Below are 21,659 nucleotides of genomic sequence, written 5' to 3' on the forward strand. Positions count from 1 at the left end.
GCTCAGCGCCCGCTCGCGCGTGCTGCCGCGGCGAGGGCGGCCGCCGCCCCCTGGGCGTCACCGGGCGAGATGAGCCCCACCGTCACGCGCACATGGGGGGCGTGCGCCTCCCCCGCCACGAACGGCGCCCCCGCGGCGACCACGATCCCGGCGGCGGCGAGCTCGACGAGGGCCGCGCGCTCATCGAGGACGGGCACCCACAGGTTGATCCCGTCCGGCGGCACGAGCGGGACACCCTCTCGCCGCAGCGCCCCCACCATCGCCTCCTGCCGGTCCCGGTAGGCGAGGCGGGCGCGCTTCACGGCCGCCACGGGATCCGGCCGGGTGAGCATGTCCAGCAGCACGCTCTGCAGCAGGCGCGACGTCCACCCCGGGCCCAGCATCCGGCGCGCGATCACGCGGTCCAGCACCCGAGCCGGGCCACCCATGGCGGCGATGCGCAGGTCGGGCCCGTGGGACTTCGAGAAGCTGCGCACGTGGACGACCTGATCGGGCAGCCAGCGCGCGAGCGTCACCGCGGGCGCCATCGCGATGAGGCCGGAGTGGTCGTCCTCGAGGACGAGCACCCGGTCGCCGTCGCGCGCCGCGCGGATCGCACCCGCGAGCTGCTGGGCCCGCATCGCGGTCATCGAAGCGCCGGTCGGGTTCTGCGCCCGCGGCTGCAGCAGCACCGCCGACGGATGCCGCGCGAGGGCCCGGGTGAGGGATGCGGGCACCATCCCCTCGTCGTCGACCTCGACCGGCACGGCCTCGGCACCGAGGGCGTCCAACAGGTCGAAGAAGTAGGGGTAGCCGGGAGACTCGATCGCCACCCGGTCGCCGAAGCGCACGGTCTGTTCCATCACCCTCGCGATGCCGTCCATCGCGCCGTCGACGACCGTGAGCGTCTCCACCCGCGAGGGCCAGCTCTCCCGCAGCACGTCCGCGAGCTCGGGAAGGACCGGGACGTCGTGGTATCTCCCCGCCCCCGCCCGCAGATCGACGCGCTCGAACGCCGCGCGCAGGGGTGGCAGGAGGGCGGGGTCGGGCATGCCGGACGCCAGATCCCAACCTGCGGGCGCCGTACCCGACAGGCCCTTCACGCGGGGGGTGAGCCAGGCCCGACGAGGCGCGCGCACGAAGCTCCCCGCCCTCCCCCTGGAGACGATGACGCCCGCGCGGGCGAGCGCCTGCCAGGCGGCGCTGACCGTCGCGGGGCTCACCGAGAGGGCCGCCGCGACCTCGCGCACCGTGGGCAGACGGTCGCCGGGGGCGAGCACGCCGTCGGTCACCAGACGTCCCAGTTCGCGGGCGATCCCCTCGGGACTGCGCTCGCCGGCCGCGGCGATCCGTGCTCCGACCGGGTCTTTCACCGATTCGCTCACGGGTGCACCATTAACCATCACGTCACAGGCTGAAACCGAAGAGAAATGTTCAGTCAGAAAGATAACAGAACGGGGATGACCCGCCGGAACCGCTCCGGTCCCCGTCGCTGCCAGGGTCCTCCACGAGAAACAACCGGGAGGCGACGATGACGACGGTGCGCGCAGCGATCACGCAGACGACGTGGACGGGCGACAAGGCGTCCATGCTCGACAAGCATGAACAGTTCGCTCGGGATGCGGCGGCCGCCGGCGCCCAGGTGATCTGCTTCCAGGAGCTGTTCTACGGCCCCTATTTCGGGATCACGCAGGACAAGAAGTACTACCGCTACGCGGAGCCCGTGGACGGACCCGTCGTGCAGCGGTTCGCCGCCCTGGCGAAGGAGCTGTCGCTGGTGATGGTGCTCCCGATCTACGAGGAGCAGCAGACCGGCGTCTACTACAACACCGCCGTCGTGGTGGATGCGGACGGCTCGATCGCGGGCGTCTACCGCAAGAACCACATCCCGCACGTCGAGAAGTTCTGGGAGAAGTTCTACTTCCGTCCCGGAAACCTCGGCTACCCGGTCTTCGACACGGCGGTGGGCAAGGTCGGCGTCATCATCTGCTACGACCGCCACTTCCCCGAGGCATGGCGCGAGCTCGGCCTGAACGGCGCACACCTCGCCTTCAACCCCAACGCGACCAAGCCCGGCCTGTCGAATCGCCTCTGGGAGGTCGAGCAGCCGGCCGCGGCCGTCGCGAACGGATACTTCGTGCTCGCGCCGAACCGCGTGGGCCGCGAGGACAACGAGTACGGCGACGAAGCCGTGACCTTCTACGGCAAGAGCCAGATCGTCGATCCGCGGGGCAACTACGTGGGCGAGCTCGGCTCGGGCGAGCACGAGGAGATCCTCATCCGCGATCTCGACATGGACCTCGTGCAGCAGATGCGCGACGACTGGCAGTTCTTCCGCGACCGCCGGCCCGACACCTACGACGAGATCACGGCCCCCTGAGAGGCGGATCGATCATGACCACCACACTCATCACGGGCGGCACCGTCGTCTCCGCCACAGGCCGCGTGGCGGCCGACGTCCTCGTCGACGGCGAGCGGGTCGTCGCGGTGCTCGCACCCGGCTCCCAGCTCCTGGGCAGCGATCTGACCGCATCCATCGACACCGTCATCGACGCGACCGGCAAGTACGTCATCCCCGGGGGCATCGACGCCCACACCCACATGCAGCTGCCCTTCGGCGGCACGAGCGCGTCCGACACCTTCGAGACGGGCACGCGCGCCGCGGCCTGGGGCGGCACGACCACGATCGTGGACTTCGCGGTGCAGCGCACCGGCGAGCGCGTCCAGGACGGGCTCGCCCATTGGCACGAGCTCGCGGCGGGCAACTGCGCGATCGACTACGGGTTCCATCAGATCGTCGGCGGCGTGGATGCGGACGCTCTGGCGGCCCTGCCGGGACTCATCGACGAGGGCATCACGAGCTTCAAGATGTTCATGGCGTATCCCGGCGTCTTCTACGCGGACGACGCGCAGATCCTTCGCGCCATGCAGGTCGCCGCCGACACGGGCCTGCTCACGATGATGCACGCCGAGAACGGCCCCGTGATCGATGTGCTCGCCGAGCAGCTGGTGGAAGCCGGCAAGACCGATCCCTACTTCCACGGGATCGCTCGCGCGTGGCAGGCCGAGGAGGAGGCGACGCACCGCGCGATCATGCTCGCGAATCTCACCGGCGCACCGCTGTACGTCGTGCACGTGAGCGCGAAGCAGGCCGTCGAGCAGCTCGCCACCGCACGGGACAAGGGCCAGAACGTCTTCGGCGAGACGTGTCCGCAGTACCTGTACCTCTCCCTGGAGGAGCAGTTGGGGGCCTCGAGCGAACAATGGGGGGCGTTCGAGGGTGCCAAGTGGGTCTGCTCCACACCGCTGCGGGCCCGGGCGGAGGGCCACCAGGACCACATGTGGCAGGCGCTGCGCACGAACGACCTGCAGATGGTGTCCACCGACCACTGCCCGTTCTGCATGAAGGGGCAGAAGGAGCTCGGCCTCGGCGACTTCCGCGCGATCCCCAACGGCATCGGATCGGTCGAACACCGCATGGACCTCATGTACCAGGGCGTCGTGACCGGCGAGATCACTCTCGAACGCTGGGTGGAGCTGACCAGCACGACCCCGGCGCGCATGTTCGGGATGTACGGCCAGAAGGGCGTCATCGCGCCCGGCGCGGATGCGGACATCGTGATCTACGACCCCAAGGGCCACACATCGATCGGCGTCGACAAGACCCACCACATGAACATGGACCATTCCGCATGGGAGGGCTTCGAGGTCGACGGCCACGTCGACACCGTCATCGCGCGCGGCAAGGTCGTCGTCGACGCTGGCCGGTACCTGGGGCGGGCCGGCGACGGCCGGTTCGTCAAGCGCGGCCTGAGCCAGTACCTGATCTGATGCGCGCGCTCCGTCCCGGCTCCCCGGCCCTGCTCACCGACCGGAAGGTGTGACCCATGGACTTCGGCGTCGTCCTGCAGACCAACCCGCCCGCATCCCGCACCGTCCAGCTGTCGCAGCTGGCGGAGGCGCACGGTTTCAGCCATGTCTGGACGTTCGACTCGCACCTGCTGTGGGAGGAGCCCTACGTGGTGCACTCGGCCATCCTGAACGCGACCAAGCGCATCACGGTCGGCCCCTTCGTGACCAACCCGGCCACCCGCGACTGGACGGTGACCGCATCCGTGTTCGCGACGCTCAACGAGATGTACGGCAACCGGACGATCTGCGGGATCGGACGCGGGGACTCGGCCGTGCGCGTCACGAACGGCAAGCCGGTCTCGATGTCCGAGCTGCGCGAGTCGATCCACGTCATCCGGGAGCTGGCGAACTCTCGTCCCGTCGAGTACAAAGGCGCGACGCTGCAGTTCCCCTGGAGCCGCGGGTCGGAGCTCGACGTCTGGGTCGCCGCCTACGGTCCGCTCGCGCTGAAGCTGACCGGGGAGGTCGGCGACGGCTTCATCCTGCAGCTGGCCGACCTCGACATCGCGAGCTGGATGATCAAGGTCGTCAAGGATGCCGCCGCCGCTGCCGGTCGCGACCCCGACAGCATCGCGTTCTGCGTCGCAGCCCCCATGTACATCGGCGAGGACCGGCAGCACATGCGCGACCAGTGCCGGTGGTTCGGCGGCATGGTCGGCAACCACGTCGCCGACATCGTCGCCAAGTACGGCACGTCGGGCGAGGTTCCGCAGGCGCTCACCGACTACATCGCGGGACGCACCGGCTACGACTACAACAGCCACGGCAGGGCGGCCAACGACCACGTCGACTTCGTGCCGGACGAGATCGTCGACCGGTTCTGCCTGCTCGGCACCGCCGAGGAGCACATCGCCAAGCTCGAGGCACTGCGGGAGATCGGGGTCACCCAGTTCGCGGGCTACCTGCAGCACGACAACAAGGAGGAGACGATGCGCGTGTACGGCGAGCGCGTCATCCCCGCCCTGACCGAGCACATCACGGCGAAGCGATGAGGACGCGCCGCGCGGCCGCCGCGATCTGGGGCGTGGTGGGCGTCGCGGCCGTCGTCGCCCTGTGGGAGCTCTACAAGTTCCTGGGCCCCGCCGAGGGGGTCGTGATCGGAGGAGTCACGGTCCTTCCGCGCACCACCGACATCGCGATGCCCCACATCTGGGACATGGTCGCCCGGGCGTTCGAGCCCACCACCCGAGCCGCTCAGACCGTCCCCCTCTGGCTGACGACAGCGCAGGCCGCGGCGGTGACCCTCGGAATCACGGCTGTGGGGTGGCTCGTCGGCGTGTTCTTCGGCCTCGCGATCGCGACCCTGATGCAACGCTTCCGCACCGCGGAGTCCGCCATCCTGCCGTGGGTCGTGCTCAGCCAGACCGTTCCCCTCATCGCTCTGGCGCCCGTCGTCCGCAACTGGGGGACCCAGTTGGAGTTCGGCGGGTTCCGCTGGGAGAACTGGATGTCGGTGGCGGTGATCTCCAGCTACCTCGCGTTCTTCCCCGTGGCGGTCGGCGCCCTGCGCGGACTCTCCTCCCCCGATGCGGCACACCTCGATCTCATGCGCGCCTACGGCCTCGGCTGGTGGCGCACCTACGTGCGCCTGCGCCTGCCCGCGAGCGTCTCCTATCTTCTGCCTGCGCTGCGGCTGGCGGCGGCGAACGCCGTCGTCGGCACAGTGGTCGCGGAGGTGTCCATCGGGATGCGGGGCGGCATCGGGCGAGCGATCGTCGAGTTCGCCGCGACCGCGAGCTCCGACCCTCCCAAACAGTGGTCTCCCATCCTCGGCGCTGTGCTCGTGGGCCTCGTGGCCGCGGGCTTCGTGGCCCTCATCGGCCTCGCACTGCGCCGCTATCGCAGATCAGAGGTGAACGGATGACGTCGATCGACACACCCGCCGCGCCGGCGGCCCCGGCCGCTGTGAGGGTCGCTGCCGCGACCAAGACCTTCCGCAGTGGTCGCGGCGCGATCGTGCAGGCGCTGACCGACATCGACCTGACGGTCGCGGCGGGCGAGTTCGTCTCGCTCATCGGACCGAGCGGATGCGGGAAGTCCACGCTTCTTCGCCTCATCGCCGACCTCGACACGCCCTCATCCGGCGAGGTGCACGTCTTCGGCAAACCCGCACGCCGTGCCCGGCTGGACCAGGACTACGGCATCGCCTTCCAGCAGGCGGGACTGCTGCCGTGGCGCACGGTCCGCGCGAACATCGCGCTGCCGTTGGAGCTCCACGCGACGAACCGAGCGTTGCGGCAGGCACGGACGCAAGAACTGCTCGAGCTGGTGGGGCTCGCCGACTTCGCGGACAAGTTCCCCGACCAGCTCTCCGGCGGCATGCAGCAGCGCGTCGCGATCGCCCGAGCCCTGGCGGAGAAACCACGACTCCTCCTGATGGACGAGCCCTTCGGCGCGCTGGACGAGATGACCCGCGAGACGATGCAGACCGAGCTCGCCCGCATCTGTGCCGAGACGGGCGCCGCCGTGGTCTTCGTCACCCACTCGATTCCCGAAGCCGTGTTCCTCTCGGACCGCGTCGTGGTGATGTCGCCGCGTCCGGGGCGGATCACGGAGATCCTCGCGATGGGTCTCCGCGGCGAGCGCACCGATGAACTGCGCGAGGAATCGCTGTTCTTCGAGCGGGTCAGTGCCGTGCGCGAGGCTCTGCACGGCACCCCGCGCAGCGGCGCCCGCGGGGTGGAGACGCGATGAGAGCCGCACGGTGGCAGACGGTCGCGGCGCCCCTCGCGCTCGGCGTCGTCGCGCTCGCGTTGTGGCAGCTATGCGTGACAGCCTTCGCGATCCGTCCCTTCGTCATCCCCGGACCGCTCGCGATCGCAGCGCAGTTCGGCCAGCGCACCGAGGTGATCTGGACCGCGAGTCTCGCCACCGCGACGAACGCGCTGGTCGGGCTCGTCGCGGGGACCGTCATCGGAACCCTGTTCGCGATGCTCGCCGCCGCCTGGCGCCCGATCGACCAGCTCACCGCCCCGATCGTCACCGCACTCGCGGTGGTTCCCATCGTGGCCCTCGCTCCCGTCTTCTACGCGATGTTCGGGGCCGGCGCGAACACCGGCCGCCAGTTGATCGCCGCCATCGCCGTCTTCACGCCGGTGTACTTCAACGTGCTGCGAGGGCTGCGCCAGGCGCGCCCCATCCACCGCGACCTGATGCGCGCGTACGCCGCGACCGCCGCCCAGACCACACGCGCGGTGACGCTGCCCGCGGCCCTGCCGTTCTTCTTCACGGGGCTGCGCATCGCCTCCTCGCTGGCGGTCATCTCGGCTCTCGTGGCCGAGTACTTCGGCGGCCCCGTCTCGGGGCTCGGTAAGGCCATCACCTCGGCCGTCTCCTCCAGCAACTATCCGCTCGCCTGGGCGTTCGTGCTCGGCGCGATCCTCACCGGCCTCGTGTTCTACTGCGCCACCTATCTGCTCGAGTACGTCGTGATGGCGCGACGCCGAGTGTCCTGACCCACCGCGACCGCGGTTGGAAACCCACCCGAACCACAGGCACCACCAGAGGAGGAAGCACCATGAGACACAGCACCCGGATGCTCGTCGGCGCCGGCGCGATGGCAGTGACCGCCGCGCTCGCGCTGACCGGCTGTTCGTCGGGCGGCGACGCCGCGACGGACGACGCCACCACGGCCGACGGCCTCACGCCCGTCACCCTTCAGCTGCAGTGGGTGGCGCAGGCGCAGTTCGCGGGCTACTACGCAGCGGTCGCCGAGGGGTACTACGAGGACGAGGGCCTGGATGTCACCATCCAGGAAGCCGGCACCGACACCGTCCCGATCGACGTCCTCGCGTCGGGCAACGCGGACTTCGCGATCTCCTGGGTCCCGAAGGTGCTCGGCTCGATCGAGCAGGGCACCAACGTCACGGACATCGCGCAGATCTTCGAGCGCAGCGGCACGACGCAGATCTCCTTCAAGGACAAGGGCATCACCGAGCCCGCCGACCTCGCCGGGCACACGGTGGGCAGCTGGGGCTACGGCAACGAATGGGAACTGTTTGCGGGGATGCAGAAGGCGGGCATCGACACCTCCACGGGCATCAGCCTGGTGCAGCAGGCCTTCGACATGAACGGCTTCCTCGCCGGCGACATCGACGCGGCGCAGGCGATGACGTACAACGAGTACGCCCAGGTTCTCGAATCGGTCAACCCCGCCACCGGTGAGCTCTACCAGCCGGAAGATCTGAACGTCATCGACTGGAACGAGTACGGCACGGCGATGCTCCAGGACGCGATCTGGGCCGATGCCGGCCGCCTGGCCGACGACCCTGCCTACGCCGACACGGCGGTGAAGTTCATCAAGGCGTCCATCAAGGGATGGGTGTACGCGCGCGACAACGCCGAGAAGGCCGCCCAGATCGTGACCGAGGCCGGCTCCACGCTCGGGGCGAGCCACCAGCTGTGGATGACCAACGAGGTGAACAAGCTGATCTGGCCCTCCACGAGCGGGGTCGGAATGATCAACTCCGATGCGTGGCAGCAGACGGTCGACATCGCTCTGAACACGAAGAACGACACCGGTTCTACGATCATCACGACGGATCCGCCCGAGACGGCGTACTCGAACGACTACGTCGAGAAGGCGCTGGCCGAGTTGAAGGACGAAGGAGTCGACGTCGACGGTGCCGGCTTCACGCCCCTGACGGTCACGCTGAAGAAGGGCGGCGAGTAGAACACCCCCGGTCGCCCGGGGGCGGAGGGATCCGCGCCCGGGCGACCGGCCACCACTCGAACGAGGGATGCAGGCCATGAGCACCACTGACACCACCACCGATCTCGACCGCCGCGCGTGGGAGCTCGACCGCGCCCATGTGTTCCATTCCTGGTCGGCGCAGGCGGCGCTCGATCCGCTCGTCATCGCCGGCGGGCAGGGCACCCGCGTCTGGGATCACGCCGGCACGCGCTACCTCGACTTCTCGAGCCAGCTCGTGAACGTCAACATCGGCCACCAGCATCCGGCCGTCGTCGAGGCGATCGCCCGGCAGGCGGGGCTGCTCACGACCATCGCGCCGTCCACGGCGAACCTGACGCGGGGGGAGGCGGCCGAGCGCATCATCGCGCGCGCCCCCGAAGGATTCCACAAGGTGTTCTTCACCAACGGCGGTGCCGACGCGAACGAGAACGCGATCCGCATGGCACGGCTCGTGACTGGCCGCGACAAGGTGCTCTCCCGCTACCGCTCCTACCACGGCAACACCGGGGCAGCCATCGTGGCCACGGGCGACTGGCGCCGCATCCCGAACGAGTACGCACGCGGACACGTGCACTTCTTCGGCCCCTACCTCTACCGTTCGGAGTTCTGGGCGACGACGCCCGAGGAGGAATGCGCCCGTGCCCTCCACCATCTCGAACGGGTCGTGCAGGCCGAGGGGGCGGCCACGATCGCTGCGATCCTCCTGGAGTCGGTGCCGGGCACCGCGGGCGTGCTCGTGCCGCCGCCTGGCTATCTCGCCGGCGTGCGGGAGATCTGCAACCGGTACGGCATCGTGCTGATCCTCGACGAGGTGATGGCCGGGTTCGGCCGCACCGGCCGCTGGTTCGCCTTCGAGGGCCACGACGTGATGCCCGATCTCATCACCTTCGCCAAGGGGGTGAACTCCGGGTACGTGCCGGTGGGCGGGGTCATCATCTCCGATCCGATCGCGGCGGCCTTCGACGAGCGCGTCTTCCCGGGCGGTCTCACCTATTCCGGCCACCCCCTGGCGGCGGCATCCATCGTCGCGACCCTCGACGCGATGGAGGCGGAGGGGATCGTCGAGAACGCGGCACGAATCGGACGCGATGTCCTGGGTCCGGCCCTGCACGCGCTCGCCGAGAAGCATGACGTCATCGGCGAGGTGCGCGGCGAAGGCGTGTTCTGGGCGCTCGAGCTCGTCGCCGACCGCGCGACACGCGAGCCCCTCGCCGCCTCCGCGATGGGCGCGCTCAAGAAGGACCTCATCGGGCGCGGGCTGCTCCCGTTCGTGCAGGACAACCGCATCCACGTCGTTCCGCCGTGCGTCGTGACCGACGAGGATGTGAGTGAGGCCATCGGCATCTACGACGCAGCCCTCGCGGCCCTCTGATCCCCATGCTTGGGGAACGAGACCACACACCGCTGCGTCGCTCCTCGACGTGCAGGCGAGAAGATACCGCCCACCGGAAAGCCCCTCACCTCGACCAGCGGTCGCAGCGGCATGATGACCGATGAGGATGTGCACGAGGCCATCGGCATCTACGACGCAGCCCTCGCGGCCCTCTGATCCCCACCCACGACGACGTGACAGGAGAAACGACATGACTCACACCCTCGGACACTGGGTATCGGGACGCGACTGGGACGGAGCATCCGAGCGCACGGCACCGGTCTACAACCCCGCGCACGGCACGGTCACGAAGCAGGTGCGGCTGGCGAGCACCGCGGACGTGGATGCGGCGGTGGCCGCCGCCGTGGCCGCCTGGCCGATCTGGCGCGACGCCTCGATCGCCAAGCGCACCTCCGTGCTGTTCGCGTTCCGCGAGCTGCTGAACGCCCGCAAGCAGGAGCTCGCGGAGATCCTCACGGCCGAGCACGGCAAGGTGCTCTCCGACGCCCTGGGCGAGATCGCCCGCGGCCTCGAGGTCGTCGACTTCGCCTGCGGCGTCGGACAGCTGCTGAAGGGCACCTACTCCGAGAACGTCTCCACCGACGTCGACGTCTACACGTTGCGCCAGCCGGTGGGCGTCGTCGGCGTCATCAGCCCCTTCAACTTCCCCGCCATGGTGCCGCTCTGGTTCCTTCCTATCGCGCTCGCGGCCGGCAACGCCGTGGTCCTCAAACCCAGCGAGAAGGACCCCTCCGCCTCGATCTGGCTCGCGCGCCTGTTCGCCGAGGCAGGGCTGCCCGAGGGCGTGCTGACCGTCGTCAACGGCGACAAGGAGGCGGTCGACGCCCTCCTCGTGCACCCCGACATCCGCTCGATCTCGTTCGTCGGCTCCACGCCCATCGCGCAGTACATCTACGCGACCGCCGCCGCCGCGGGAAAGCGCGTCCAGGCGCTCGGCGGCGCGAAGAACCACATGCTCGTGCTGCCCGACGCCGACCTCGACCTCGCCGCGGACGCCGCGGTCAACGCGGGCTTCGGCTCGGCCGGCGAGCGCTGCATGGCCGTCTCCGTGGTCCTGGCGGTGGATGCGGTCGCCGACGCGCTCGTCGCCAAGATCACCGAGCGGATGTCGACCCTGCGCACCGGAGACGGCACCCGCGGCTGCGACATGGGGCCGCTCATCACCCGCGAACACCGCGACAAGGTCGCCGGCTACCTGGATCAGGCCGCATCCGACGGCGCCACGGTCGTCGTCGACGGGCGGGGCATCGACGTCGACGGCGAGGCGGACGGCTTCTGGCTCGGCCCCTCGCTCATCGACCGCGTGCCGCTGGATTCCGCGGTCTACCGCGACGAGATCTTCGGACCCGTCCTCTCGATCGTGCGTGTGAGCGGCTACGAGGAGGCGGTCGACATCATCAACGCCTCGCCCTACGGCAACGGCACCGCGATCTTCACGAACGACGGCGGCGCCGCCCGCCGCTTCCAGCGCGAGGTGCAGGTGGGGATGATCGGCGTCAACGTGCCCATCCCCGTGCCGGTCGCCTACCACTCGTTCGGCGGATGGAAGGCATCCCTGTTCGGCGATGCGAAGGCCTACGGCCCCTACGGCGTCTCGTTCTTCACCCAGGAGAAGGCGATCACGAGCCGCTGGCTGGACCCCTCGCACGGCGGTCTCAACCTGGGGTTCCCGCAGAACGCCTGAGCGCGCATCGCCCGCGGCCCGCGTAGCCTGTTCGCACCATCACCACGCCGCATCCGCGGCCGATTTCGACGATCGGAGGTTCCCATGTCCATCGACGCCGCCCACCCCTCCCGTGAGCTCAAGGCGATCATCGGCGAGCCCGAGGTCGTCGAGGACGCCGCGAGCCTCGCGGTCGGCGTGGAGGACGATCCTGCCTGGCTCGACCTGAAGGACGCCGCCGTCGCGCTGCAGGGCATGCAGGCCAAGGACGGGTCGGTACCTGAGGCGGAGGACCGGACGGCCGCGCGCGTGGAGGTCGAGCGGATCGTCGCGGCCGTGCAGGAGCTCGCTCCGCGCTTCCCGCACGACGCCGACTACCTCCAGGCCCTCGTCGGCGACTTCCTGCGCTGGTCGGCGGAGGACTTCGGCGTGCCGGACTTCTTCGACGCGCTCGTCGCCTTCCAGCCGCAGCAACACCGGGTGGACGGGATGCGCCACCTCGTCGTGTTCCCGATGTACACGCAGAACGGCTCGCCGAACCGCTACATCGAGGCCGTGCTCGTCGAGGTGATCTGGCCCGAGTTCATCGCGCAGCTCGAGACGGAGTACACGAACGCCCTGTTCGTCTCACTCCGACTGGTGGACTTCACGCCGGGCTACGACACGAACTCTGCCGTGCTGTTTCCCGAGACCGTGTCGATGCGGGAGGTGCCCGCGTTCACGTGGGGGGCGATCTTCCAGGACCGCGAGGCGGCGCGCTACCGCAGAGTGGTCGCGGCCGCATCCGAGATCACGAAGCTCGAGCTGCCCGAGGACGCGGCGCGGATGCTCACGGACCAGGCACTCACCGAGCAGACCTTCGTGATGTGGGATCTCATCCACGACCGCACCCACATGCGTGGCGATCTGCCGTTCGACCCGTTCATGATCAAGCAGCGCATGCCGTACTTCCTCTACTCGCTGGAGGAGCTCCGGTGCGATCTGACCGCGTTCCGCGAGTGCGTGCTGATCCGCCGACGCCTCGACGAGCGGGTCGCCGCCGGTGAGCAGCTGAGCGAGGTCGACGAGCGGATGCGGGAGCACGCCGGACTCGTGCTGTACGCGGTGCTCTTCGATCGCATCTTCCGCTTCGCGATCACGGGCACCCGGGTGCGCAACTACGACGGGCTCGGCGGCCAGCTGCTGTTCGCCTGGCTGCACCGCCGCGGCGTGCTGCACTGGACGGACACCCGGCTGCGCATCGACTGGGATCAGGTTCCGGATGCGGTCGTGGCGCTGGCGGATGCGATCGACGAGCTGTACTGGCGTTCGATCGACCGCCCGAAGACGGCGCACTGGCTGGCGGCCTACGAGCTCGTGAGCTCGGTCGTGACCCCGCATCCGGCCTCGGTGTGGGCGCGGGGCCTCCCGGACGAGGTGCTGTCTGGCCCGCCCGCCGGCTTCACCGATCAGGTGCTGACCGACGAGTTCCCCCTGTCGATGTTCTACGAGGCGCTGGAGAAGAAGATGCGCGACGTCATCGCCTCCACCGCCGGCATCCGCGCCGCCGACTGACCCGCCGTAGCGGCTCGCCGCCGCATCCGCTCATCAGGAGAAATCCGTTGTGCAGGACGATTCCGCGGGGATCGTCCTGCACAACGGTGATCTCCTGCACGAGGGCCGCCCGACCCGGCGTACGGATGCAGGGGCGGCCGACGTAGATTGGACGATTGTGACGACTCTGCATGACACCGCCGTGCGCGGCTTCGCCTCCGACAACTACTCCGGCGTGCACCCCGAGGTGCTGGCCGCGATCGCCGCCGCCAACGAGGGGCACCAGATCGCCTACGGCGAGGACGTCTACACAGCCCGCCTGCAGGAGGTCGTCGGCGCGCACTTCGGCGAGCGTGCGGAGGCGTTCCCCGTCTTCAACGGCACCGGCGCGAACGTCACCGGCCTGCAGTCGATGCTGCCTCGCTGGGGTGCGGTGATCGCCGCATCCACCGCGCACATCAACGTCGACGAGGGCGGTGCGCCGGAGCGCGTGGGAGGCATGAAGCTTCTGACCGTCCCCTCGCCCGACGGCAAACTCACCCCCGAGCTCGTCGACCGCGAGGCCTGGGGCTGGGGCGACGAGCATCGCGCGCAGCCGCTCGTGGTCTCGATCACGCAGACCAGCGAGCTCGGCACGCTTTACACCCCGGATGAGATCCGCGCCCTCGCCGATCACGCGCACGAGCGCGGGATGCGGCTGCACCTCGACGGGGCCCGCATCTCCAACGCGGCGGCCGCCCTCCGCGTGCCGCTCGCCGCCTTCACGACCGACGCGGGCGTCGACGTCGTGAGCCTGGGCGGCACGAAGAACGGCGCGCTGGGCGCGGAGGCGATCGTCGTGCTCGACCCCGCCGCATCCACCGGTCTCACGTATCTGCGCAAACTCAACATGCAGCTGGCCTCGAAGATGCGCTTCGTCTCGGCGCAGCTCGTGGCGCTCTACGAGGGCGATCTCTGGCTGCGCAACGCCTCGCACGCGAATGCGATGGCCCAGCGCCTGCGCCAGGGCGTGGATGCGGGGCTCGCCGACGGCTCGATCCGCGGCGTCTCGTTCACGCACCCCACCCAGGCCAACGGCCTGTTCGCGATCCTGCCCGAGGGCGTGGCGGATCGCCTGCGCGAGAGCTTCCGGTTCTACGACTGGGGCCCCGCCGACGGAGGCTCGGATCAGCGCGAGAGCGATGATCCGAGTGGCGGTGGGGAGGATGAAAGCCGCCGCGAGGTGCGCTGGATGTGCTCGTTCGACACGACCGAGGACGACATCGACGCGTTCGTCGCCGCGATCGTCCGCGAGACCACCCGCTGACGCGTGCTCAGGCGCCGGAGGGGCGCCCCAGCACGAACGACGCCACCGACGGGCGCCAGTGGCGGGCCACGTAGTCGACGGCCTCGTCGACCCCGAGCGCGCGCGACGAATTGCCGACCCGCACCCACAGTTCACGGGTCGAGCCGCCATCCTTGGGCTGCGTGACGAACACGGGCTTGCCCGACGGCCGGCACTGCACGAGACACACGACGACACCGTCGCCCGCTGTCCCGAAACGGATGCGGGGAAGCGCTGCGGCGTTGCGGCCGAGCGAGGTGGAGAGCATGTCGCGCAGCCACAGCTCGAAGCGGTCGTGGTCGGGCGTGCGCAACGTCTGCAGGTCGCGCTCGAGACCCACCGCCTCGCCCGCATCGTTCGCGCCGATCACGAGGAGACCGCCGCGCGAGTTGAGGAACGCCGCCACGGTCTTCGCGACGGCGAGCTCCATGCGCGGATCCTTGCGCGACTCGCGCACGTTCCAGCGGGCGGTCTCCTTGAACTCCCGGCGCTCTGACTCGCCCGCGGCGAGCACCGCCGCCGCATCCGGCATCGTGCTCGTCCCGCGCACCGCCGCCACCGCCCCCGCGACCAGGAAGGACAGCCCGAGACTCGCGCCCGTCGCCAGCAGCAGGGTGCTCGGCATCCACAGGCGCTGCCCCGGGATGAACAACCCGGAGATCAGGGCACCGGCGCTCACCCCGAGCACGCCGATGAGGGTCATCGTCGCCGTGCCGAGCGACAGCCGTTCACCGAACAGCCGACGCAGCAGCATCGCGATGCCGTAGGCGACGAGCAGGACGACCGGCAGCGCGACGGCGAAGTCGACGAGCGAGGGACTCGCAGGGAACGAGGATGCGGCGAGCGGCATGTCAGCGCAGAGCGCCGACGCTGGCCAGGCCCAGGCGGATGAGGGTTCCCCGGCCGCCCTCCATCTCGGCCGCGAGCGCGTCGGATGCGGCCTCCGCCGGCTCCATCCAGGTCACCTCGAGGGCGTCCTGGCGCGGCTCGCACGTGCCCGTGACCGGCACCACGAAGGCGAGCGAGACCGCGTGCTGACGATCGTCGTGGAACGCGCTCACACCGGGGAGGGGGAAGTACTCCGCGACCGTGAACGGCGTCGGGCTGGGCGGCAGCATCGGAAAGGCCATCGGGCCCAGATCGTTCTCGAGGTGTCGGAAGAGCGCGTCGCGCACGGTCTCGCCGTAACGCACTCGTCCCGACACGATCGTGCGCGTCATCTCGCCCAGCGGCGTCGCCCGCAAGAGGATGCCCACCTGCGTCACCACGCCCATGCCGTCGGTGCGCACCGGGATCGCCTCGACGTAGAGCATCGGCAGTCGGCGTCGCGCTTCGGCGAGCTCGACGTCGCTCAGCCACGCCGGATTGCCGGCACTTCCCGGCAGCCCCCCGAGACCCAGGGGATCGCGCGACGAGTCGTCGCCGGGCTCGTGGGGATCAGGATCGGGCGTGCGGACCGGCATGCCTCCTGTATACCCCACACGCCGGCCTCACATGGCGGATGGGGGTGGTGGGTAAGAGGATGGAGCGATGGATGCCACCCCGATGCTCGACGACGACGCCGTGCTGTTCTCCGACGACGACGACACCGCCGATCGCCCGCTGCTGGTTCTGCTGCACGGCTACGCGAGCGACGAACGCGACCTCTTCTCCCTGGCGTCGCATCTGCCGGCCGAGTACCGCATGGCCGCCGTGCGCGCGCCGCTCGCACCACCGTGGCCGTCACCGGGCTACTCGTGGTACCCGATCGAGGGCCTCAACGGCCGTGACGCGGGAGCGATCACCGCCGGTGCGGACGCGCTCATCACCTGGCTGGATCGCACGAGCACGGCCGAGACCGTCGGACTCCTGGGGTTCTCGCAGGGCGGCGCCGTCTCGCTGCAGGCCCTGCGCCGGCAGCCCGACCGCTTCGCATTCGCGGTGAATCTCAGCGGCTACGTCACCCCGGGTGAGCTCGACACGGATGCTGCGCTCGCCGCGCGGCGCCCGCCGGTGTTCTGGGGGCGCGGTTCCGCCGACGAGGCGATCCCCGCTCCCCTCATCACCCACACCGCGCAGTGGCTGCCCGATCACGTCGACCTCACCGGGCGCCTGTACCCCGGCCTCGGCCACTCCGTCAGCGCGGAGGAGCTCGTCGATATCCGGGCGTTCCTCGTGCGTCAGCTCGGCTGACCCCTTGCTCGGTCTGGACATCGCCCGCCGCGGTCGGTAGGGTCTTCGAGTCCTGCCCCTTCCGAAAGGTCGAACCGGTGTACTTCCTCGACGGCTTCCAGCCCACGCGCTGACCCCGTCGATCACCGTGCCCGCGGGCACCCGGGTGTCAGTGCTTCCACCGACATCCTGGGAGGCACCATGCCCGCTCTCTCCGCCGCGGTCGTCCTCGACCGCCTCTCCTTCTCGTGGCCGGACGGCACGGCCGCTCTGAGGGAGGTCTCCGGCACGTTCGGCACCGGAACCACGGGTCTCGTCGGACGCAACGGCTCCGGCAAGACCACCTTGCTGCGCCTGATCGCGGGCGAGCTGCATCCGACATCCGGTCACCTCGGCGTCGACGGCGACGTGGCCGTGCTGCCGCAGCGGCTCACCCTGGATGCCGACCGTCCCGTCGCCGACCTGCTGGGTCTGGGCGAGGTGCTGGCCGCTCTGCGCGCGATCGAGGCGGGCGACGTCGACGCGCGCCACTTCGACACGATCGGCGACGACTGGGACGCGGAAGCCCGCGCCGTCGCCGCGCTCGATGCCGCCGGGCTTCCCGGCGATGCGCTCGACCGGCGCGTCGGCCAGCTCTCCGGCGGCGAAGCCGTGCTCGTCGCGACGGCGGGACTGCGGGCCCGCCGGGCGGCGGTGACCCTTCTCGACGAGCCGACCAACAATCTCGACCGTGCGGCGCGCGCCCGGCTGCGCGATCTGCTCGCGGACTGGCCGGGCGCCCTGATCGTCGTGAGCCACGACGTGGCGCTTCTGGACGGGATGGCCGAGACGGCGGAGCTGTATGCGAACCGCCTCACGCGTTTCGGCGGAGGCTACCGCGCGTGGCGCGAGCATCTGGCGAACGAGCAGGATGCGGCACGCGCCGCCGAGCGCACGGCCGCATCCGCCGTGCGGCGCGAGAAGCGCCAGCGGATCGAGGCGGAGACGACGCTCGCACGACGCGCCAGGACGGCGCACAAGGCGCAGGTCGAGAAGCGCGTACCCAAGATCATCGCCGGTGGCCGTAAGCACGCGGCGCAGGTGTCGGCGGGCAAGCTCCGCGGCATGGTCGCCGATCGTGAATCCGCCGCGCGCGACGCGCTCGATACGGCGGAGCGGCGCGTGCGCGACGACGAGAGCGTGCATCTAGATCTGCCCGACCCGCAGGTCGCTGCGGGCAGGCGCCTCGCCGAGATCGGCGACGGCGACCGCACCTGGACGGTGCAGGGCCCCGAGCGGATCGCGATCGTCGGATCGAACGGCGCCGGCAAGTCGACTCTCCTCGAGCGACTGGCGGGGAGAACCGCGCACGGCTCAGCCGGAACGGGCCCGGACGGGGAAGGCGACCGGCAGGTCGGCCCGGTCTGGCTGAGTTCTGCTCGTGCGGTTCTGCTCACGGAACGGGTGGGATACCTTCCGCAGCGCCTGGATGGGCTCGACGACGACGCGACCGTGCTGTCGACCGTCGCCGATGCGGCACCGACGATGCCGACCGCAGAGCTGCGCAACCGTCTAGCGCGGTTCCTGCTGCGAGGCGCGACCGTCGACCGCACCCTCGCCACCCTCTCCGGCGGCGAGCGGTTCCGAGTCTGCCTGGCGCGTCTGCTGCTCGCCGATCCGCCGCCGCAACTGCTCCTGCTCGACGAGCCGACCAACAACCTCGATCTGGAGACGGTCGACCAGCTCGTCGATGCGCTCTCCGCCTATGGCGGAGCGCTCGTCGCGGTCAGCCACGACGACGAGTTCCTCTCCCGCCTGGGCATCGACACGGTCCTCGAGATCGAGGAGGAGGGGATGCGGGAGGTGCGACAGAGCGACGCCGCATCATAGGACGCACAAAGGAATCCCAAAGCGCGCGCCTCATCGGATCTCTCATGATCGGTTCAACATCCCTCGCCGACATGTCAGGAGACGATCATGAAGCGCATCCCCGATGCCGAGCAGACCCTCCGGGGCCCCGCCTACGAAGGCAGGCTGCTGGACCGGCCGGACGAGGAGGTCGTCGACCAGGGCGCACCCTTCGATGTCCGCACGCTCATCACCCGGCGCGGAGTCCTCGGGCTGGTGGGGGTGGGCTTGGGCACGGCGGCGCTGGCCGCGTGCGCACCCGTCAGCTCCGCCAGCACCACGAGCTCGACGTCGACGCCCACCGCGACGCCGTCTGCATCGTCCACCAGCGCAACGACGACGACCGCGCTGCCGGCGGGAGAGATCCCGGACGAGACGGCAGGACCGTACCCGGGCGACGGCTCCAACGGACCCGACGTGCTCGAGCAGAGCGGCATCGTGCGCAGCGACCTGCGCACCAGCATCGGCTCTTCGACGGCCGTCGACGGAGTGCCGTTGACCTTCACCTTCACCATCACCGACATGGCGAACGGCGACACCCCATTCACCGGAGTCGCCGTGTATGCCTGGCACTGCGACGCCCAGGGCCGCTACTCGATGTACTCCGAAGGGGTCGAGGACGAGACGTGGCTGCGCGGTGTGCAGGTGGCGGATGCGAACGGGCAGGTGACCTTCACTTCGATCGTCCCCGCCTGCTACAGCGGCCGCTGGCCCCACATCCACTTCGAGGTGTACCCGAGCATCGACGACATCACCGATGCGTCGAACGCCATCGCCACCTCGCAGATGGCAATCCCCGAGTCAATGACGACCGACGTATACGCGCAATCCGCCTACGAAGGCTCACTGCAGAATCTCTCCCAGGTGTCTCTGTCCAACGACAACGTGTTCGGCAACGACAGCGCCGCTCTCCAGCTCCCCACGGTGTCCGGTGATGCGTCGAACGGCTACTCGACGACCCTCACCGTCCGCGTCGACACCACCACCACTCCCTCCGCCGGCGCCGCGCCCGGCGGCGGCCGCTGACCGAAAGGATCCGTCATGTTCCAGAACCTCACCGGATGGCACGCGCTCATCGTGCTGGCCATCGTCCTGCTCATCTTCGGCGCAGCCAAGCTGCCGGCGCTCGCGCGCAGTGTGGGCCAGTCCGTCCGCATCCTCCGGTCCGAATCCACGGAGCCCCCCGTTGCGGCACCGGCTGCGCCCGAGCGCGTCGACCTCGCCCCCGCGCAGCACGAGACCGACGACCGTCTCCGCACCGGTTCGAGCTCATGAGCGCCACCGTCGCACCGCCGGCCGGCATGCCGCTTCGCACGCACATGCGCGAGCTGCGACAGCGGGCGACGCGGGCGACGGTGGCCATCGTGCTCGGCGTGGTCGTCGGGTTCGCCCTCTCCGGCAACCTGCTGGATATCGTGCGCGTGCCGATCGAGCAGATCGCGGCGACACGGGACGCGAGCCTGAATTACACGAGCATCACCGGGGCTTTCGATCTGCGGCTGCGCGTCGCCCTCATCGCCGGGCTCGCCCTGTCGAGCCCGGTGTGGATCGCCGAGATCTTCGGATTCGTCGCCCCCGGCCTCACCCGTCGGGAGAAGCGCTACCTGTTCGGCTTCTTCGCCGCCGCGCTACCGCTCTTCCTCGTCGGCGCGGCCTTCGGTCTCGCACTGTTCCCGCACATGGTGGAGCTGTTGAGCTCCTTCGCCGCTGCGGAGGACTCCACCGTCCTCGACGCGTCGACGTACGTCGACTTCGTCCTCAAGATCGTGGTCGTGTGCGGGATCGCCTTCGTCGCGCCGGTTCTGCTGGTTCTGCTCAACGCACTCGGCATCCTCCCCTCGCGCACCATCGCTCGGAGTTGGAGGTGGGTGGTCGTGGCCATCGTTCTCTTCAGCGCGATCGCCACCCCTGCCGCGGACATCCTGTCGATGTTCGTGGTGGCCGTCCCGCTCGTCGTGCTCTTCGCCGGCGCATGGGCGGTCACAGCCGTAAATGACCGCCTCGACGCGCAGCGGAAGAGTCATACCCTGACCTCGAGAGGAGAAGACCGTGTTCGGACTCACGGTTGAGAAGCTGTTCCTCGTCATCCTGCTCGCGACGCTCGTCTTCGGCCCGCATCGCCTGCCCGAGGCTGCTCGAGCTCTGGCTCAGTTCCTCCGCAGGACGCGCGGCGCGATCGAGGCGGGCCGCGATCGGGTGATCGCGGAGACCGGGTTGCGTCAAGAGGACTGGCGCGAGCTGGATCCGCGACGATACGACCCTCGCCGTATCGTCCGTGAGGCGCTGACAGCGCCCGACGTTCCCCCGGTCACGGCAGCGGCCGACCCGGCGACGCCGACGCCGATCACGTGGCGGATCGAAGGGACCTCGGCCCATCCCCGACGCGTGCAGGTACGGCAGACGCAGCCGTCCAGCGAGGGCGACGGCTGATCAGCGGCCGCCGTCGCGCCCCGCTCCTCCGATGCCGGGCGCACCCGGCTGTCCATAGGGCCCGTGGTCCGCGGTTGCACGATGGTCCTGAATCGGACGCACCGACGAGCCGACGCCGCGCATCATGCGCCACACCGACACGGCGGTGATCGCGCCGATCACCACCACCACGGCCAAGATCACCGCGAGGCTCTGCGTGACGATGCCCAGGACCACGGCGAGCACGGCGGCGAGTGCCAGCATCCCGAGCACGACCCCCAGGATGGCGCCGATCGATGGGCGCCGGAGGGGCTGCTGCTCGTCGTACGGCGATGTGTCGTTCGTCATCCGTTCGCTCCCGTCGATGAAGAGCCCCCCACGTTACCCAGACCCACCGTGTTCGGCTGGCCGAGCGGCCCGAACTGTTCATAACCCGGACGCTCGCCGGGGCGGTGCTGCGGCGGCGGAGTATCGCGCAGGACGCGAGGCACCCACAGCGCGCCGAGCACGACGACGACGGCGCCGGCGATGATCGCGGCGACCAGGCTCTGGGTGATGGCGGCGGTGAAGCCGCCGATGATGCCGGCCAGGACCAGCATGAGGGCAGCGAAGGCCACGATGCGCCACGCCGAGGAGCGCACCGGGCGATCGTTCTCGTGTGTCGTGTCCATGTCTGCCACGGTAGGCGCAGCGCTGCGCCCTCACACCCCCGTTG

Annotated in this window: 23 protein-coding genes; 18 read left to right on the forward strand and 5 right to left on the reverse strand. The window is 69.9% G+C overall.

Going from position 1 to position 21,659, the window contains the following annotated elements:
• Positions 1-2: 2 nt before the first annotated feature.
• Positions 3-1,364, reverse strand: coding sequence for an aminotransferase-like domain-containing protein (locus EHF32_RS10270; RefSeq protein ID WP_238343681.1), 1,362 nt, complete (start codon positions 1,362-1,364; stop codon positions 3-5).
• A gap of 146 nt (positions 1,365-1,510) precedes the next feature.
• Between EHF32_RS10270 and EHF32_RS10275 the strand changes: the two genes are divergently transcribed.
• The 12 genes from EHF32_RS10275 (at position 1,511) to EHF32_RS10325 (ending at position 14,479) form a co-directional block, all read left to right on the forward strand.
• A complete protein-coding gene (locus tag EHF32_RS10275; RefSeq protein ID WP_137418087.1) occupies positions 1,511-2,359 on the forward strand; it encodes a nitrilase-related carbon-nitrogen hydrolase in 849 nt (282 codons plus the stop codon).
• Positions 2,360-2,373: 14 nt separating this feature from the next.
• Complete coding sequence (hydA, locus tag EHF32_RS10280) at positions 2,374-3,810, forward strand: dihydropyrimidinase (RefSeq protein WP_137418088.1); 1,437 nt, start codon at positions 2,374-2,376, stop codon at positions 3,808-3,810.
• 56 nt (positions 3,811-3,866) lie between these two features.
• Entirely contained in the window at positions 3,867-4,883 is a 1,017-nt protein-coding gene (locus tag EHF32_RS10285) for a TIGR03842 family LLM class F420-dependent oxidoreductase (RefSeq protein WP_137418089.1), read from the forward strand.
• On the forward strand, positions 4,880-5,755 hold the full coding sequence (locus tag EHF32_RS10290) for an ABC transporter permease (protein ID WP_137418090.1): 876 nt from the start codon (positions 4,880-4,882) through the stop codon (positions 5,753-5,755). The genes EHF32_RS10285 and EHF32_RS10290 overlap by 4 nt, the downstream gene beginning before the upstream one ends.
• Positions 5,752-6,585, forward strand: coding sequence for an ABC transporter ATP-binding protein (locus tag EHF32_RS10295; RefSeq protein WP_137418091.1), 834 nt, complete (start codon positions 5,752-5,754; stop codon positions 6,583-6,585). Before EHF32_RS10290 ends, EHF32_RS10295 begins: the two co-directional genes overlap by 4 nt.
• Complete coding sequence (locus EHF32_RS10300; protein ID WP_137418092.1) at positions 6,582-7,346, forward strand: ABC transporter permease; 765 nt, start codon at positions 6,582-6,584, stop codon at positions 7,344-7,346. The genes EHF32_RS10295 and EHF32_RS10300 overlap by 4 nt, the downstream gene beginning before the upstream one ends.
• A 62-nt stretch (positions 7,347-7,408) precedes the next feature.
• Positions 7,409-8,563, forward strand: a complete 1,155-nt coding sequence (locus EHF32_RS10305) for an ABC transporter substrate-binding protein (protein ID WP_137418093.1) — start codon at positions 7,409-7,411, stop codon at positions 8,561-8,563.
• A 76-nt stretch (positions 8,564-8,639) separates the two neighbouring features.
• Complete coding sequence (locus tag EHF32_RS10310) at positions 8,640-9,956, forward strand: aspartate aminotransferase family protein (protein ID WP_137418094.1); 1,317 nt, start codon at positions 8,640-8,642, stop codon at positions 9,954-9,956.
• A gap of 9 nt (positions 9,957-9,965) precedes the next feature.
• A complete protein-coding gene (locus tag EHF32_RS15765) occupies positions 9,966-10,133 on the forward strand; it encodes a hypothetical protein (RefSeq protein ID WP_161594090.1) in 168 nt (55 codons plus the stop codon).
• A 34-nt stretch (positions 10,134-10,167) separates the two neighbouring features.
• The gene (locus EHF32_RS10315) at positions 10,168-11,661 is read left to right on the forward strand and encodes a CoA-acylating methylmalonate-semialdehyde dehydrogenase (RefSeq protein WP_137418095.1); all 1,494 of its coding nucleotides are present in this window, start codon (positions 10,168-10,170) and stop codon (positions 11,659-11,661) included.
• 84 nt (positions 11,662-11,745) lie between these two features.
• Positions 11,746-13,194 (forward strand): DUF6421 family protein, encoded by a 1,449-nt coding sequence (locus tag EHF32_RS10320; protein ID WP_137418096.1) that lies wholly within the window; start codon positions 11,746-11,748, stop codon positions 13,192-13,194.
• Positions 13,195-13,351: 157 nt separating this feature from the next.
• Positions 13,352-14,479 carry a threonine aldolase family protein gene (locus tag EHF32_RS10325; RefSeq protein WP_137419204.1) on the forward strand — a complete coding sequence of 376 codons (1,128 nt, stop codon included), beginning with the start codon at positions 13,352-13,354 and terminating at the stop codon, positions 14,477-14,479.
• Positions 14,480-14,486: 7 nt separating this feature from the next.
• Here the strand turns inward: EHF32_RS10325 and EHF32_RS10330 are convergent, their stop codons facing one another.
• Together EHF32_RS10330 and EHF32_RS10335 are read right to left on the reverse strand one after the other, a co-directional pair.
• Positions 14,487-15,347 (reverse strand): AlbA family DNA-binding domain-containing protein, encoded by an 861-nt coding sequence (locus EHF32_RS10330; RefSeq protein ID WP_137418097.1) that lies wholly within the window; start codon positions 15,345-15,347, stop codon positions 14,487-14,489.
• A gap of 1 nt (position 15,348) precedes the next feature.
• Positions 15,349-15,960, reverse strand: a complete 612-nt coding sequence (locus tag EHF32_RS10335; RefSeq protein WP_137418098.1) for a DUF4916 domain-containing protein — start codon at positions 15,958-15,960, stop codon at positions 15,349-15,351.
• A 67-nt stretch (positions 15,961-16,027) separates the two neighbouring features.
• Between EHF32_RS10335 and EHF32_RS10340 the strand changes: the two genes are divergently transcribed.
• The 6 genes from EHF32_RS10340 to EHF32_RS10365 all read left to right on the forward strand — a co-directional run bounded on the left by EHF32_RS10340 (position 16,028) and on the right by EHF32_RS10365 (position 20,965).
• The gene (locus EHF32_RS10340) at positions 16,028-16,669 is read left to right on the forward strand and encodes an alpha/beta hydrolase (protein WP_192900636.1); all 642 of its coding nucleotides are present in this window, start codon (positions 16,028-16,030) and stop codon (positions 16,667-16,669) included.
• A gap of 180 nt (positions 16,670-16,849) precedes the next feature.
• Complete coding sequence (locus EHF32_RS10345) at positions 16,850-18,517, forward strand: ABC-F family ATP-binding cassette domain-containing protein (protein ID WP_137418099.1); 1,668 nt, start codon at positions 16,850-16,852, stop codon at positions 18,515-18,517.
• 87 nt (positions 18,518-18,604) lie between these two features.
• On the forward strand, positions 18,605-19,561 hold the full coding sequence (locus tag EHF32_RS10350) for an intradiol ring-cleavage dioxygenase (RefSeq protein ID WP_137418100.1): 957 nt from the start codon (positions 18,605-18,607) through the stop codon (positions 19,559-19,561).
• 15 nt (positions 19,562-19,576) lie between these two features.
• On the forward strand, positions 19,577-19,810 hold the full coding sequence (locus EHF32_RS10355) for a Sec-independent protein translocase subunit TatA/TatB (RefSeq protein ID WP_137418101.1): 234 nt from the start codon (positions 19,577-19,579) through the stop codon (positions 19,808-19,810).
• Positions 19,807-20,604 carry a twin-arginine translocase subunit TatC gene (gene tatC / locus EHF32_RS10360; protein ID WP_238343682.1) on the forward strand — a complete coding sequence of 266 codons (798 nt, stop codon included), beginning with the start codon at positions 19,807-19,809 and terminating at the stop codon, positions 20,602-20,604. The genes EHF32_RS10355 and tatC overlap by 4 nt, the downstream gene beginning before the upstream one ends.
• A complete protein-coding gene (locus EHF32_RS10365) occupies positions 20,585-20,965 on the forward strand; it encodes a Sec-independent protein translocase subunit TatA/TatB (protein ID WP_137418102.1) in 381 nt (126 codons plus the stop codon). The genes tatC and EHF32_RS10365 overlap by 20 nt, the downstream gene beginning before the upstream one ends.
• On the opposite strand, the gene EHF32_RS10370 is transcribed toward EHF32_RS10365, so the two are convergent.
• Together EHF32_RS10370 and EHF32_RS10375 are read right to left on the reverse strand one after the other, a co-directional pair.
• On the reverse strand, positions 20,966-21,292 hold the full coding sequence (locus tag EHF32_RS10370; protein WP_137418103.1) for a hypothetical protein: 327 nt from the start codon (positions 21,290-21,292) through the stop codon (positions 20,966-20,968).
• Positions 21,289-21,615 carry a hypothetical protein gene (locus tag EHF32_RS10375; protein ID WP_137418104.1) on the reverse strand — a complete coding sequence of 109 codons (327 nt, stop codon included), beginning with the start codon at positions 21,613-21,615 and terminating at the stop codon, positions 21,289-21,291. The genes EHF32_RS10370 and EHF32_RS10375 overlap by 4 nt, the downstream gene beginning before the upstream one ends.
• Positions 21,616-21,659 lie beyond the last annotated feature (44 nt).

The organism is Microbacterium sp. RG1, from assembly GCF_005347485.1.
Lineage (GTDB): Bacteria > Actinomycetota > Actinomycetes > Actinomycetales > Microbacteriaceae > Microbacterium > Microbacterium binotii_A.

Coding starts and splice junctions, on each gene's coding strand:
- EHF32_RS10310 (WP_137418094.1), top strand. CDS start 8,640: ATGAGCACCACTGACACCACCACCGATCTCGACCGCCGCGCGTGGGAG.
- EHF32_RS10375 (WP_137418104.1), bottom strand. CDS start 21,615: ATGGACACGACACACGAGAACGATCGCCCGGTGCGCTCCTCGGCGTGG.
- EHF32_RS10355 (WP_137418101.1), top strand. CDS start 19,577: ATGTTCCAGAACCTCACCGGATGGCACGCGCTCATCGTGCTGGCCATC.
- EHF32_RS10335 (WP_137418098.1), bottom strand. CDS start 15,960: ATGCCGGTCCGCACGCCCGATCCTGATCCCCACGAGCCCGGCGACGAC.
- EHF32_RS10295 (WP_137418091.1), top strand. CDS start 5,752: ATGACGTCGATCGACACACCCGCCGCGCCGGCGGCCCCGGCCGCTGTG.
- EHF32_RS10330 (WP_137418097.1), bottom strand. CDS start 15,347: ATGCCGCTCGCCGCATCCTCGTTCCCTGCGAGTCCCTCGCTCGTCGAC.
- EHF32_RS10315 (WP_137418095.1), top strand. CDS start 10,168: ATGACTCACACCCTCGGACACTGGGTATCGGGACGCGACTGGGACGGA.
- EHF32_RS10370 (WP_137418103.1), bottom strand. CDS start 21,292: ATGACGAACGACACATCGCCGTACGACGAGCAGCAGCCCCTCCGGCGC.
- tatC (WP_238343682.1), top strand. CDS start 19,807: ATGAGCGCCACCGTCGCACCGCCGGCCGGCATGCCGCTTCGCACGCAC.
- EHF32_RS10345 (WP_137418099.1), top strand. CDS start 16,850: ATGCCCGCTCTCTCCGCCGCGGTCGTCCTCGACCGCCTCTCCTTCTCG.
- EHF32_RS10340 (WP_192900636.1), top strand. CDS start 16,028: ATGGATGCCACCCCGATGCTCGACGACGACGCCGTGCTGTTCTCCGAC.
- hydA (WP_137418088.1), top strand. CDS start 2,374: ATGACCACCACACTCATCACGGGCGGCACCGTCGTCTCCGCCACAGGC.
- EHF32_RS10300 (WP_137418092.1), top strand. CDS start 6,582: ATGAGAGCCGCACGGTGGCAGACGGTCGCGGCGCCCCTCGCGCTCGGC.
- EHF32_RS10350 (WP_137418100.1), top strand. CDS start 18,605: ATGAAGCGCATCCCCGATGCCGAGCAGACCCTCCGGGGCCCCGCCTAC.
- EHF32_RS10275 (WP_137418087.1), top strand. CDS start 1,511: ATGACGACGGTGCGCGCAGCGATCACGCAGACGACGTGGACGGGCGAC.
- EHF32_RS10305 (WP_137418093.1), top strand. CDS start 7,409: ATGAGACACAGCACCCGGATGCTCGTCGGCGCCGGCGCGATGGCAGTG.
- EHF32_RS10290 (WP_137418090.1), top strand. CDS start 4,880: ATGAGGACGCGCCGCGCGGCCGCCGCGATCTGGGGCGTGGTGGGCGTC.
- EHF32_RS10320 (WP_137418096.1), top strand. CDS start 11,746: ATGTCCATCGACGCCGCCCACCCCTCCCGTGAGCTCAAGGCGATCATC.
- EHF32_RS10285 (WP_137418089.1), top strand. CDS start 3,867: ATGGACTTCGGCGTCGTCCTGCAGACCAACCCGCCCGCATCCCGCACC.